The sequence below is a fragment of the Desulfobulbus sp. genome, from assembly GCF_030824455.1.
Classification (GTDB): domain Bacteria; phylum Desulfobacterota; class Desulfobulbia; order Desulfobulbales; family Desulfobulbaceae; genus Desulfobulbus.
The window spans coordinates 1-13,568 of sequence record NZ_JAVBXR010000068.1; the positions used below are offsets into that span (position 1 = coordinate 1).

The following is a 13,568-nucleotide window of genomic DNA, read 5'->3' on the forward strand; positions in this document are numbered from 1 at the left end:
CTACCACTGATTTTTCGCTCTATCTCAAGACCGGCCCTTCACCTGTGCCGGTACCGTCGACCATGGTCCTTTTAGGTTCTGCCCTTGCGGCACTCGTCCGCTCCCGCAGGCGTATGCAACACCAGCGATAATATCATCCAAGGGGCTGCCTGCATAGGCAGCCCCTTCTCCTGTAGAAGGGGCGTCGGCGACGTTGGCCGGGGGCAAGACATAGGCCGAATTGGCGGACGTCTACCTTCGGTAGAAGCAGGGCGGCAATCACCACCATACAGGCTGCATCCGGGCTACGGGTTGGGGAGTGTGTCATTCCGACGAGCACAGCGAGGAGAAATCTCGCAAATTTGAGGTTTCTCGCTTCGCTCGAAATTGACGCGCCCTTCTTGACCAGGTTTTGCAGTGCGCATCTGCCTCGTTTGATTGAGCAATGGAATAACGACTGCATATTCCTCGCAATGACGCCCACCCCTTCCGTCGAGAGGCGGCCCCTCACGTCAAACGTTATGCCTTATAGAACACCTTGATCGCCCTGTGCATCACAGGCTACGGGTTGGGGGGGCTTTCGAACGAAGGGGTGAAATCTCGCGCCATAGCAAGGTTTCACCTCGCTGTGCTCGTCGATGACGGTGCAGGGAGTTCTTTTAATAGAGTGGGTGGGTTATTGGCGCCTCCACCGGCAACCTCACATTTTTTGAGCCAGTTCGATGATGTCTTGTCTCTTGGGATAATACAGGGTCATGGCTGCCGCCGAGAGGGCGGTCAACAGGTAGAGATCAATCTGATTCTTGCCCAGAATGTAGAGAATGAAACCATAGATGCCGATGGCTTCGGACAGGCCCATGGCCGTTATCATGATGGTGGTGTAGCGGGCCACTGCGGGATGGTGGGGCGTGCTTTTGGCTGCATTAGCCACATTAGCCGCTTTAGCTGCGACTTTGGCCGACAAAAGGTGTTTGCGCACATACCAGGTAACAACCAGGGTGACAAAGGCCACGCCAAAAAGGATCAGCCGCAGCGTGTTGTATGCCTCCGGGGAAAAGGTTGTGTGGGCGGAGCTTTTGATCTGCAGCGCGACCAGCACGTACAGCATCAGCGAGGCAAACAGGGCAAACCAGAGGCTTTTCAAGGTTGTCATCCCTTTGTTCAATTCCTGCTCGGTAATCATCGGCACTCTCCTGTCGCGGGTTGCATGACGTCTGCAACGCGTGGTCCGACCGCCGGCCAGCGTCGCTTTATCCCTCCCTTGTAGCATTTCCGTTGTTGGTTGACAATCCGAGCAAGCGTGTACGGCACGCAATCAATCGTGTTTTCCATATATTGTCGCCCAGTAAGCTGGAGATTACGGCGCGGACGGGGTCTGCTTTCGGTAGAGTAGGGCGGCAATCACCACTGTGCAGGGGGCAACGGCAATAACCCCGAAACTGCCGACCAGGATGTTGAGGGCCTCGGCGGCGACAAAGGGAGCGTTGAGCAGATTGGCCGGCGGCAATCCCTTGGCGAGAAAGACCATGAACATGGTGATGTGACTGCCCGAGTAGGCCAGCAGCAGGGTGGTGGTCATGGTGCCGGTGACCGCGCGGCCAACCCGGAGGCCGGAGCGCATGTGTTCGATCAGGCCCATCTCGGGATGGCGGTATTTGAGCTCGTCCATGGTGGCGGCGATGTCCATGGCCAGATCCATAACCGCGCCCGAACAGGCAATGAAGACGCTGGCAATGAAAATATCGGTGAGGTTGAGGTTGTAATAGCCTGAATAGAGCAGCATTTCGGCAAAGGGGCGGACCGCGCCGTGGAGGCGAAACCCGTGGGTGAACAGGGTAGCCAGGCCGCAGGTAAGCAGCAGGCCCAGCATCGAGCCGGCAAAGGTGGCCAGACCCCGCCGGGTGAGTCCGCCCACGGAAAAGCAGATCACCCCGGTGAGCAGGGTCACCACGCCCAGGCCGGTGGGCAGGGGCGGATAGCCCATCAACAGCAACGGGAAAAAGAGCTTCCACAGCACCAGCGCGGCAAAGACAAAGGAAAGCCCGGCCTTGAGCCCGGTGACGCCGGCTACCGCAAACAGCAGCAGGCCAAACAGGACAATCAGGAAAAGCTGCAAGCCCAGCCGATACGAGCCGCGCGCCACCGCATTGACTGGTTTGCCCTCCGGGGCGCTGTACTCAACCAGGATGGTTGCGCCTGTCTCGTAGAATTCGTCCAGTTCCATCTTGCCGGTGAGCATGTTGACCACCGGCATTGACTGCCCTTTGTGGGGGCCGGAGAGCAGTTGCACCTGCAGCAGTTGCACGTTGGTTTTGACGATCAGATGGGTGCGGACCTTGGAGTTGTCGACTTCGGTGATCCGGGCGCGGCAGCGGATGCCCTCCGGCGCCGGCGGAATATGGGCAAGGTCGAGAAAGAAAAGTCCGGTGCAGAGCAGGGCAATAATCAGGGAAAAAAGCAGTTCGCGACGGGGTGGATGCATGCTGTTCCTATCAAAATGCCCGCGACGCCGCAAGGGGGCTCGGCGTCGCGGGCTGGCGGGGGCAGGAGAATAGATTAGTTGGTGGTGGTTGTCTTGACGATGGGCAGCGGTTTCCATATGCCCATGGCCTTGGCCATTTGCTTGGCGATGTCGGTGTTGTCGTAAAATCCGGCAAACCGGCCGGAATCAGGGCCGACGGCAAAGACCGGCACAGGTGTGCCGGTGTGGGAATACGAGGTCCAGCCAATGCTGGCGCGCTCGTTGAGGATATGGGTTATGGTGACGATGATCGGCTCGTAGCCGCCGTAGAGCAGTTTGTTTTCATCGTCCTTGTTGTCGTTGGCGGCGACCATGGATTTGTCGTAGGCGTCTTCCAGCTTTTCTTTCTGATATTCGTTCAAGCTGGCCCACTCCAGGCCAAAGACGGTTTTCATCAGGCCGATCATCTCGCTGTTGCTCTCCAGATTGTTGGGAGCGCTCCAGCTGTAGCCTTCCTTGTTCTTTTCCTTGTGCGCCTTCCACTGATCCATGCCAAAGGCCTGAAAACTGCTGGTCTGGCCCAGTAACCGGTCGTAATACCCGGTGTAGCCGGTGGTGGCGTGACCCACTGTCATGCCGCCGGTTTCATGGTCGCCGGTGACCACGATCAAGGTCTGGTGGGGGTATTTGCGATAAAATTCCAGGGCCACGCCGACCGCGTCGTCGAAATCCAGGGTGTCGCCGATGGTGGCCATGGCGTCGTTGGCGTGGCAGGCCCAGTCGATCTTGCCGCCTTCCACCATCAGGAAAAATCCTTCGTCCTTGTTGGACCAGCCCCCTCGTTTGCCGCTGTTTTTGCGGGTGAAGAGCGAATCAATGGCCACCTCGGTCATTTCAGCCAGGGACAGGTTGGTCTCCGGCTGGTCAATCGCGTAGGGCATGGCGGCGCTGTCCTGCAGATAGGGGTTGATGCAGAGCACCTTGCTTTTTGGCGATTTTTTCAAGGCAAGGATGGATTCCCGGTCGTTGAGAATGGTGTAGCCTGCAGTTGTCATCTGGGCTTTGACCGCGCTGGCTTCGCTGGCCGCCAGGCCGCCGCCGCCGAAAAAGTCGTATCCCGAGGCCGCCATCTGCTTGGCAATGGTGTTCATCTCGCTGCGGCTGGGCACGCTTGCGTAAAAGGCGGCGGGGGTGGCGTGATCCAGGGAAACGCTGGAAATGACGCCGATCCGTTTGCCTTGTTCAGCGGCCAATTCGGCAATGCTTTTGTAGCTGATCGTTTTGGTTTCATCCATGCCAATAACGCCGCTGTTGGTCTTGACCCCGCAGGCAAAGGCAGTGCCGGCGGAAGCGCTGTCGGTCATCAGGGCGTGGGCGTCGTAGGTGGTCTGCATGCCCAGCACCGGCAATTTGGACATGTTGAGGCGGTTTTCACTTTTTGCCAGGTCAACGGCGTCGGTGGACTTGCCGCCGTTTTTGGTGGTCAGATAGGCCTCGGTGGCCTGAATCTGGGCGCTGGACATGCCGTCTCCCACAAAAAAGAAGACGTATTTGGGCGTGTTGTCGGCCAGCGCCGCGCCGGCCGCAAAGGCGGTGACGACAAAAGCGGCGCTGCAGAGCAATTTCCTTCCTTTCATTGATTCCCTCCCAGGGTTTGCATTCTTTGGCGTGTTCTCCGGCGCCTGTGCCGGCGACAGGACATATATGCCGGATGCGTGTTAGGCAATGATTTGCGCACCGATAGAAACCGGTCAGATTTCGGATAAAACGCCAAGGCCGGCGGCCATTGCCGCACAGCCAGCACTTGACTTTGGCGATTCGTCGGGTTATTTTTGATTTGCTGAAAGTATGAATATATGTTCATATATTAATATTCAGAGAAGAGGACCTATGACCGAACCATTCGACGCCGACGAACAGCAGGACCTGTGCGGAGTCCGTTGCGTGCATAAAGAGCGGATCGCCTCAGCCCGCAGCATCGCCTTGCCGGCAGGAGAATACGAGGCCATGGCGGCCCTGTTCAAGGCCATGGGCGACCCTAACCGGCTGCGGATTCTTTGGGCGCTCGGCCACGGCGAGATGTGCGTCTGCGATCTGGCCGCGCATCTGGAAAGCTCGGAATCGGCGGTCAGCCACCAGTTGCGGCTGCTGCGTCAGCTGGCCTTGGTCAGCAACCGGCGACAGGGGCAGGTGCTCTATTACCGACTCAACGACGATCATGTTCACACCCTGATCCACATGGCCCTGGAACACATCCGGGAATAATCTCCTCCTACGGCGCCACCATGCATTTCATCTACGACATCGCGGTTTCGGCCTGGACCCTGCTCGAACAGTCCTCGCTCTATATTCTCTTTGGGCTGTTGATCGGCGGTCTGCTCAAGGTCTTTCTCTCGCCGGACTATGTGGCCACGCATCTTGGAAAAGGAAGGGTCAAATCGGTGTTCAAGGCGGCCCTGCTCGGGGTGCCGATTCCGCTCTGTTCCTGCGGCGTGCTGCCGGCGGCGGCCCAGCTCAAAAAACAGGGGGCCAACAACGGCGCCACCACTGCTTTTCTGATTGCCACCCCGGAATCGGGCGCTGATTCCATCGCCGTTTCCTGGGCCTTGCTCGATCCGTTGCTGACCGTGGCCCGACCGGTGGCCGCCTTTATTTCGGCCTTTGTGGCTGGGGTGCTGGAAAATCTGCTGTCGTATCGGGAAGGGCAATCAGCGATTTTACCGGTTTTGCCGCCTTTGCCGATGGCTTCCGTTGCGTCGGCTGCCTGCGAAGGCGCGAGTTGCGGTTGCGGCGAGGAGCATCATACGCACCAGCCGACTCAGGCGCAGGGGCTGTGGAACAGACTCCTGCAGGGAACGCGCTATGCGGTCAACGACATCTGGGGAGATCTGGCCGGATGGTTTTTCGTCGGCATCGCGGCGGCGGCCTGCATCACCGTGATGGTTCCCGACGACCTGATTACCCGCCATCTCGGCGGGGGACTCGGTTCCATGCTGCTGATGCTGCTGGTCGGCATTCCGATGTACATCTGCGCCACCGCCTCCACCCCGATTGCCGCAGCCCTGATCCTCAAGGGCGTCAGTCCGGGGACTGCCCTGGTCTTCCTGCTGGCTGGTCCGGCCACCAACATCGCCGCCCTGGCGGTGCTGATCCGGATTCTCGGCAAGAAAGGAGTGGTGGTGTATCTGGCCTCGATTGCGGTGGTCAGCGTGCTCTGCGGTCTGGCCCTGGACGGCGTGTACTTCGCCTTGGGCCTTTCCGCCATGGCCACCATCGGCGTGGTGGCCGAGACCCTGCCGCACTGGCTGATGCTCGGCGCCACCGGCGTGTTGCTTTTGTTGTCGGCCTTGATCCTGGTGCGCCGCTTTTCGCGCAAATCGGCAGGGTGTTGCTGAAAGGGGCGAGGATTCGAAGGTCGACAGGCCGGAGGGGGGAGGAGGTGCTCTACAACAACACGGCTGAAATCGCGGTTCCGGCCAGCACCACCCAGAGCAGGTCAACCTTGCGCCACAGGGCGACCAGGGCCAGAGCCGCCAGGCCGATCCGCCATGGTTCCCAGGGAATGGCCAGGGCAAAACGCAGGGCCACCGAGAGCAGCAGGCCGGTGAAGGAAACCAGAGCGCCGTGCATGGCCCGCTGAAACAGCGGTTTGTGCTGGAAGCGGTCAAAGGTGGGGACCGCTGCGGTCAGCATGATTAACGACGGCGCAAAGATGGCCGTGGTGGCGGTGAGCGCGCCCGGCAAACCGGCGTGGAGGTAGCCGACAAAGGTGGCGGTAATGACAATCGGCCCCGGCGTCGCCTGACCAAGGGCAATGCCGTCCATGAAGGTCTGGCTGTCCATCCACTGTTTGACGCTCACCACCTCGTTGAACATCAGCGGCACCGAGGCGTAGCCGCCGCCAAAGGCAAAACAGTCGACCTTGACCATCATCAGGGCCAGCGCGAACAGGTCGCGGTCCACCACAAAGAGCAGCGCCAGAGCGGCAAGCAAGGCCGCAATCAGCAACAGGGCAGGGATGAGGTCGGCCATCGCCAGAGGTTTGCCGGCTGGGCGCTGGTGCTCCTGTGGTTCGATGGTCCGGCCAAAGAGCGCCAACCCCAAGAGGGCGGCGGCGCCAATGGCCAACAGCGGATTGCCGCCGGCAAAAAGAAACCCCGCCACCGCCAGTCCCAGTCCCAGATCCCGCCAGTCGTGCACAATCGAGCGGCCGAAGCTGTAGGCGGCATGCGCCACCATCGCCACCACAATCACCTGCAAACCGGCAAAAATCGAGACCACGATGGCCAGATCGTGGCTGCGCTGGTAGAGCGCGGAAAGCACGGTCATCAGGACAAAGGCCGGCATCCCGAACCCCACATAGGCGGCAATGGCCCCCCAGGCGCCGCCGGCGCGCAGGCCCACATAGGCTGCCGCCTGGATGGCGGTGGCGCCGGGGATGCTCTGGCAAATCCCCACCCCCTGTTGAAACGATGCTTGACTCAACCAGCCCTGTTTGTTCACCGCCATGTCGCGGATATAGGCCACCATGGCCGGGCCGCCAAAGGCGGTGAGTCCCAGGCGGAGAAAACGGAGGAAGAGCACGATTAAGGAGGGCGCCGCGGCGCTTGCAATTTGACCAGAGGCTGTTTGCTGGGCGTCCTGGCCGGTGCTTGTTGTCAACGCATTACCTTTGCAAGAGTTTTTTCAAGCTGTCGGGAAGGTCTCTCTGGGGGCCGCTCGGGTCCATGGCGGCAGCAAACCGGCTGACAAAGGTGAGGTATTCCCGGTTGCCCAACGTTCTTCTTTTTACCGAACGGTAAATTGCGGCAATAATCTTGGTTTTTACCTCGTCGGTGAGATCCGAAAAGGTGTTGAAAGCGCGGTCGACCATGGCGACGCCGTCTTCTTCCAACGTGGTTTCGTACACGCTGATTGCGTCGCCGAAAAAATACCGATCCATCAGCAGCTCAAGTATTTTGAGGACGTGTTTGTCGGTGAAGTGCTGATGCTGTCGGTCGATCTCGCACAGGGTTGACTCCACGCTCTCGGCATAGTTTTGCAAGCTCAAGTCATTCGCCATTGTTTCCGTGCCAAAGTGCGGGACCTTGCTGTAATTCCTGGACAGGGCCGCGTTGCTGAAAAACGAGCAGGTCCCGCATTTTTCCTGGCTGCGGAATTCGCCGCAACAGGTGCTGCAGACGACTCCGTCGGTGGCCGGACAGGGCCTCTTTCCTTTTTTGACGGTGCAAATCGCGCATTTCGCCATTTTTCTCTCTGTTATGCCTCTGTGATTGTAAGATAAACCTGGATCGCGAACGTCAACGAGCAGGGTTGCTGTGAACAACGAAATCGCTAACGTACCACGGTCAGAACGGCTGTCAATGCGACAGAAGAGGCGGGCGGAAAATGGGTCTTCGTGCAAGCGGGCATTGCGCATTCAGCACATTCCACCTGGGCGCAAGCAAGGCTGTTGCGGCATACTCTCATTCCATTTCTCAGTCAAACTTGAACTTGAAATGAGCCAACGCGTTTACCAGAGCAGGGCGCAGGCCCTTTTGCCGAGCACCTGGTCGTCGAACACCAGACGAGCCGGGGTTTGCGCCATGCCGTAACAGACATGCAGGGGCAGCAGATGCTCCTCCCGGGGGTGACAATACCGGGCGTGGGGCGCGTTTTGCCAGTCGGTCAGGCGCTGTTCCCGTTCACCCGGCGTCAGGGAGTTTGCGGTGCAGGTTTCGATCAGCCATTGCTGGAAGGCCTCGTTGCGTTGATCCGGCGCGCCGTGAGGACTGGCAAAAAAAGCCCGCATGTTGTGGAAGGAAAAGCCGGACCCAACGATCAAGACCCGTTCGCGGCGTAGCGGCGCCAAGGCTTTGCCCATGGCGAGATGGGCGCCGGGGTCGAGACTCGCCAGCAGCGACAGCTGGACGCAGGGAATCCCGGCCTGGGGATACATCAGCATGAGTGGCACAAACAGGCCGTGATCAAAACCCCGCCGCGCATCTACCTGCGGGCGCAGACCGGCTGCAGCCTGCAGGGCGTGCAGCCGGTTGGCCAGATTCGGCGCGCCAGGGGCCGGATACTGGATGCGGTAGGACTCCGGCGGAAATCCCGAGTAATCGTAGAGCAGATCGGGTTGTTCGCCGCCGGTGACGGTCGGTTGTTCCGCTTCCCAGTGGGCGCTGATCACGACAATGGCCTCCGGGGTTGGCAACGATGCGGGCGCCTGCCGCAAAAAATCAACCAGGCGTTGGTGGCTCGGCTCGCCCAAAAGCGGCATGGGACCGCCGCCGTGGGGGATATAGAGCACCGGAGCAAGCGGCGGGCTGGTCATGGCGTTTCCGTTCTCCCTGTCCCGGTTCAGGGCCTCGGGTCGGCCACTTCGTCGACCAGCGAGAAAATCGAGCGGTAGGGAATCTCGGCGTGCAGGGCCAGGCCGATCTCGCAGGTCTTGCTGGTCGAGTAGCCCACCTCGCAGCCATGCACCTTCTCCTTCAGGCCTTTCAGCGCCGATTGGTTGAGTTCCGGAAAGTTGAAGCCCCGATCGCCGGCAAATCCGCAGCAATAAATGTCCTCCGGCATCACCACCTCTTGGGCGCACATCTGGGCCAGTTGGCGCAATTTGCCGTCCAACCCCATCTTGCGGGTGCTGCAGGTGGCGTGGATGGCGATTCGCTCTTTCTTGCGGGCAAAAACCAGACGATCCTGGAGAAACTCAAGGATGAACTCGACCGGTTCATAGAGCCGCAGCCGTTTGTCCAGATTGTTGCGCATCCGTTGCAGGCAGGGGCTGGTGTCGCACAGCACCGGCAGTTCGCCGTCGCGGGTGGCCTTGAGCAGGGCGGCGCTCAATTCCTCGGCCTTGCGGTCGGCCTGCTCCCTGAATCCCTTGCTTTCAAAGGCCTGGCCGCAGCAGAGGGCCTCTACCTTGTCCGGTAGGATAACGCCATAGCCGCCCTTGGCCAACACGGCCAGGGTCTGCTGCGGCAGCGGGGTGCGGTGGGTCTCGTCTCGCGGCGGTCCGCCCATGGCCCGACTGGCGCAACTGGGGAAATACACCACCAGCGGCAGGTCGCCGCCAGGGGCGGCAACAGGGCGCAGGGCGGGTACGCCGGCCGGCATTTCCCGGTTCCACAGCGGCAATGCCCCGCAGCTGACTGTGCGGGTCGCCTGGGACACCTTTTCCATCAGCGGCGTGCCGGTGAGTTTGTGGAGCGCGTCCACCGTATTCAACACCCCGCTCACCGAACGGGTGACGCCCCCAAAATGATCGCCCACAGAGTCGGCAATCCTGTTGGCCAGTTGGCCGTTGGCTTCCTCGCGCAGGCTCTTGACCATCTTGCCGGTGTCGATGCCCACCGGGCAGAGGGTGGAGCAGAGGCTGTCGGCGGCGCAGGTGTCCATGCCCGGATAGCGGTAGGCCTTGACCAGTTGTTTCAGATCGCTTGCCGGCGCGCTGGCCGCCATCTGCCGGCTGATTTCCCGGCGCCCGACGATGCGCTGCCGGGGGGTGAAGCTGAGGTCGCGCGACGGGCAGATCGGTTCGCAGAACCCGCATTCAATGCATTTGTCGACCAGTTCATGGGTGGCGGGCAGGGGTTTGAGGTCTTTGATGTGGGCCTCGAGGTCGCTGTTGAGGATGACCCCCGGGTTGAGCAGCCCGTGCGGATCAAACAGCGCCTTGATTTCCTTCATCAGCCCGAAAGCCGCCTCGCCCCACTCCTTTTCGACAAAGGGCGCCATATTGCGGCCGGTGCCGTGCTCGGCCTTGAGGCTGCCGTCGTATTTCTCCACCACCAGTCGCACCACCTCGTCCATAAAGTCGCGGTAGCGCACCACCTCCTTCTGGATCGAGAAATCCTGGGTAAAGACAAAGTGGAGATTGCCCGCCAGGGCGTGGCCAAAGATGATCGCCTCGGTGTAGCCGTACTTGGCAAACAACTGCTGCAGATCCAGGGTGGCGTTGGCAAGATGTTCGATGGGAAAGGCGACGTCCTCGATGATCACCGTGGTCCCGGTCTGGCGCACGGCGCCTACTGCCGGGAACAACCCCTTGCGGATTTTCCACAGCTGGTTGAACTCCTCGGGCACGGCGGTGAATTCAATCGGCCGCACGGTCGGCAGGGGCGCAAGGCCATTGGTGATCTGCTCGATCTGGGCTGCCAACGCTTGCGCTGATTCCGCTCTGGTTTCGATGAGCAAGGCGGTGACCGGCGCATCGAGTTCGGCAAGGAAGACCGGCATGCCGGGTTTGCCGGTGACCGAGGCCAGCCCGGCGCGGTCGATCAGTTCCGCCGCCGCCACCGGCAGCTTTTGCAGGATGACCACCGCCTCGCACACGGTTTGAATATTCGGGTAGAAGATTAAGGCGCTGGCCTTGTGGCGATGCTCGATCACCGTGCGGTAGACCACGTCGGCAATGAACCCCAGGGTCCCTTCCGAACCGATCATCAGGTGCTGCATGACGTCAAAAGGATCGGTGAAATCGATCAGGGCGTTGAGGCTGTAGCCGGTGGTGTTTTTGATCTTGAACTTGTAGCGGATGCGCTCGCTCAGTTCAGCATCATTTTGCACCCGGTCGCGCAGCGCCGCCAAGCCTTCGACCAGCGCAGGATGGCTGCGTCTGCAGGCGGCCTTGCTCTTGTCGTCGCCGGTATCGACCACCGTGCCGTCGGCGAGGATGATGCGCATGGCGTCCAGGGTGCGGTAGCTGTTCTGCTCCACCCCGCAGCACATGCCGCTGGCGTTGTTGGCGAGGATGCCGCCGATCTTGGCGCTGTCGATCGAGGCCGGGTCCGGACCGATCTTGCGGTCAAATTCCGCCAGGATGCGGTTGGCCTGACCGCCGATGATGCCCGGCTGCAACTGGATCTTGGCGGCGTTGTCGAACACCCGGTAGCGGTTCCAGCCGGGACCGAGGCGCACTAGAATCGAATCGGAGATCGCCTGCCCGGAGAGACTGGTGCCCGCGGCGCGGAAGGTCACCGGCAGCCGGAGGCGGCCCGCCTCGCGGAGGATCAACTGCACCTCCTCTTCGGTGTTGACGTTGATCACGATTTTGGGAATCAGCCGGTAGAAGCTGGCGTCGGCGCCGAAGGTGATGGTGCGCAAGGGGTCGGTGATCAACTGCTCGGACGGGATCTGTTTCTTGATGCGCTGGAAGAACGTCTGGTATTTTCCGGGTAGCATGGGCGTCTCCAAGGTGAATAGGAATGATACCTAATTCATAGGGATCTTCGGCGGGAAAAGCCACAGAAAACTGTTCGCCAGGCTTGGCGGACGAAAAAACAGGAGATTGCCGGTGGAGTCCCTGAGCCGGAAGCAGCAGTCCCGCGCCTCAGTGCGCCTCAGGCCTTTCCTTGCGCCGCACCCACTCGCTGCACAGGGGCAATAGCTTACCCGGCATACGCCGTTGATCGACTCAGCGGAAAAAACTTGAGCCCAGCCAAGCCAATGGCTGCAAACCTTCCAGGCTTTCGCCTGCAATTCCGGCCATTTTTCGGTTGATTTTCTCTTGTTTTTTGTCGATGCTGCCGGACGTTACCTCACAGCCGTTCTGCTCGGAACGCAATGGGAGTATATCATGGTCGTTCTGATGGCGGCATGGCCCAACAGTGTCTGCATGGTGCGGATGTCGTCATTGGCTTGCAAAAGGTGGGTGGTACTATTCAAGACCTGCCATGAAGTTCGGCTACCCCCAGGCACAGGTGCCCACCGCAACAGGATTGCACTGTTCAACGGTGAGCAATATCATGCGAAAATGGAATGAATTCAAGATTCAAGATCTGACCCTTGTATACTGTTAAACAATGGTCTTTCCTTACAACACCAACCGATTTTTTGAGACTATTAAAGAATGCCTGAATCTGGAAAATGGAAAAGTAAGTTGCTGTCTTCAAGCGTTCCGATGGAGTATGAGGTCGCAAGAACTCTAGTCGAGCATGGATTTGCAATTGATGCGGATTACTCCTATGCTCGGAAAGACGCTGGTATCACAAAGGACTTTTCGGTAGACATTCGTGCCACGGGGCACCCACCCTTCCGCAGCAGCAAGCTACTAGCAATAATCGAGTTGCTGGTTGAGTGCAAGCATCGCCATCGAGGGAACAAGTGGCTGTTCTTTCAAGACCCAAACATTGAAGACATGTCGCCGTTTACGCTTGGCCACACCATTCGCGCAGTTGATAGCTTCTCATCGACGTTCATTCCCGCAAATTCCACAGACTCATTTGACCAGCAAGCCATCTTCTGTATCAAAGGCGTCGAAATCGACGCATCAAATGGCAATGTCTATGACACGGAGGTCAAGCACGGCCTTGCACAACTACAGTATGCTTTACCAAGGCTGTTAACCGATAGCATTCGGTTCAGCATTTGCAACCATCAGGAGGACAACCTTCCATTTTTCTTTTGTCCAATCCTCCTAACGACGTCAGCAATCCTTGTCGCAAATAGCGATATTTCAATTAAATCTGTTGAGAACGCATCATCTCTCGAAGAACTTTCTGTCCCGGCACGCTACGTTGTTGTTCACTCAGATTGCAACCCAGATTTTGAGTATCATCGCCAATCCGCCTGCTCGTCCTTGGCAGAATTAGCGAATCACCCAGCTACAAAGATCCTTGACGCCATCCGACAAGCTGGTGGCGAGTATGACTTTCGTCTTCCATCGGCTCAGTGTTCGGCATTAGCCAATCTCGATGGCGAAAAGTTTCAACGCTACTTTTCCCAGACTATCGTTTGTTCTTTGGAGCATTTTGCTGATCTAATTAAAGAAATCAAAACGACAGCAATGTCTGCGATCAAATCTCGGAAAAAAAAGGGTGCCGCAAGGAGGTCACGCCGCAAGGGGGTCAGATCTTGAATATTGAATCGCTCTGGAGTATCTTCGCTTCATGGCCCGACCACTCCGCATAGAATTTCCGGGAGCCATCTATCATGTGACATCCCGGGGCAATGCCCAGACTGCCATTTTCCTGGACGATATCGACAGAAAAACCTGTCTCTCCGTCCTTAATCTGGCCCTGCGTCGGTTCAACTTGATTTGCCATGCATATTGCCTGATGACCAATCATTTTCATTTGTTGATTGAGACGCCGGATGCCAATCTTTCCAACGCCATGCGCCAGTTCAACAGCGTCTACAC

12 protein-coding genes and 1 pseudogene are annotated in these 13,568 nt (G+C 58.9%); 5 read left to right on the forward strand and 8 right to left on the reverse strand.

Annotation, left to right across the window (positions count from 1 at the left end; all coding sequences use genetic code 11):
* The first annotated feature begins 44 nt into the window (after positions 1–44).
* Positions 45–131, forward strand: a complete 87-nt coding sequence (locus RCH93_RS17915) for a PEP-CTERM sorting domain-containing protein (protein ID WP_373693278.1) — start codon at positions 45–47, stop codon at positions 129–131.
* A gap of 548 nt (positions 132–679) precedes the next feature.
* Here RCH93_RS17915 and RCH93_RS08940 read toward each other — a convergent pair.
* From RCH93_RS08940 to RCH93_RS08950, 3 genes are all read right to left on the reverse strand, one after another.
* Positions 680–1,162: a hypothetical protein gene (locus RCH93_RS08940; protein WP_306548014.1), complete on the reverse strand. Its 483-nt coding sequence runs from the start codon at positions 1,160–1,162 to the stop codon at positions 680–682.
* Positions 1,163–1,336: 174 nt separating this feature from the next.
* Positions 1,337–2,461 carry a YibE/F family protein gene (locus tag RCH93_RS08945; RefSeq protein ID WP_306548015.1) on the reverse strand — a complete coding sequence of 375 codons (1,125 nt, stop codon included), beginning with the start codon at positions 2,459–2,461 and terminating at the stop codon, positions 1,337–1,339.
* A gap of 74 nt (positions 2,462–2,535) precedes the next feature.
* Positions 2,536–4,077 (reverse strand): alkaline phosphatase, encoded by a 1,542-nt coding sequence (locus RCH93_RS08950; RefSeq protein WP_306548016.1) that lies wholly within the window; start codon positions 4,075–4,077, stop codon positions 2,536–2,538.
* Between the two features lie 253 nt (positions 4,078–4,330).
* Here RCH93_RS08950 and RCH93_RS08955 point away from each other — a divergent pair, with 253 nt between their 5' ends.
* Together RCH93_RS08955 and RCH93_RS08960 are read left to right on the forward strand one after the other, a co-directional pair.
* Positions 4,331–4,705 (forward strand): metalloregulator ArsR/SmtB family transcription factor, encoded by a 375-nt coding sequence (locus RCH93_RS08955; protein ID WP_306548017.1) that lies wholly within the window; start codon positions 4,331–4,333, stop codon positions 4,703–4,705.
* 20 nt (positions 4,706–4,725) lie between these two features.
* The gene (locus RCH93_RS08960) at positions 4,726–5,835 is read left to right on the forward strand and encodes an SO_0444 family Cu/Zn efflux transporter (protein ID WP_306548018.1); all 1,110 of its coding nucleotides are present in this window, start codon (positions 4,726–4,728) and stop codon (positions 5,833–5,835) included.
* A gap of 49 nt (positions 5,836–5,884) precedes the next feature.
* Here the strand turns inward: RCH93_RS08960 and chrA are convergent, their stop codons facing one another.
* From chrA to RCH93_RS17920, 5 genes and pseudogenes are all read right to left on the reverse strand, one after another.
* Positions 5,885–7,102, reverse strand: a complete 1,218-nt coding sequence (chrA, locus tag RCH93_RS08965; RefSeq protein ID WP_306548019.1) for a chromate efflux transporter — start codon at positions 7,100–7,102, stop codon at positions 5,885–5,887.
* Positions 7,103–7,106: 4 nt separating this feature from the next.
* On the reverse strand, positions 7,107–7,688 hold the full coding sequence (locus RCH93_RS08970) for a hypothetical protein (RefSeq protein WP_306548020.1): 582 nt from the start codon (positions 7,686–7,688) through the stop codon (positions 7,107–7,109).
* Positions 7,689–7,952: 264 nt separating this feature from the next.
* Entirely contained in the window at positions 7,953–8,756 is an 804-nt protein-coding gene (locus RCH93_RS08975; protein ID WP_306548021.1) for a class III extradiol ring-cleavage dioxygenase, read from the reverse strand.
* A 26-nt stretch (positions 8,757–8,782) separates the two neighbouring features.
* On the reverse strand, positions 8,783–11,611 hold the full coding sequence (locus tag RCH93_RS08980) for an FAD-binding and (Fe-S)-binding domain-containing protein (RefSeq protein WP_306548022.1): 2,829 nt from the start codon (positions 11,609–11,611) through the stop codon (positions 8,783–8,785).
* A gap of 351 nt (positions 11,612–11,962) precedes the next feature.
* A pseudogene (locus RCH93_RS17920) lies at positions 11,963–12,082 on the reverse strand (integron integrase); the annotation flags it as partial.
* Positions 12,083–12,278: 196 nt separating this feature from the next.
* Between RCH93_RS17920 and RCH93_RS08985 the strand changes: the two are divergent.
* Complete coding sequence (locus RCH93_RS08985; protein WP_306548023.1) at positions 12,279–13,286, forward strand: hypothetical protein; 1,008 nt, start codon at positions 12,279–12,281, stop codon at positions 13,284–13,286.
* Between the two features lie 31 nt (positions 13,287–13,317).
* Positions 13,318–13,568: transposase (locus RCH93_RS17925; protein WP_373693277.1), on the forward strand; the 251-nt coding region annotated here is incomplete at its 3' end.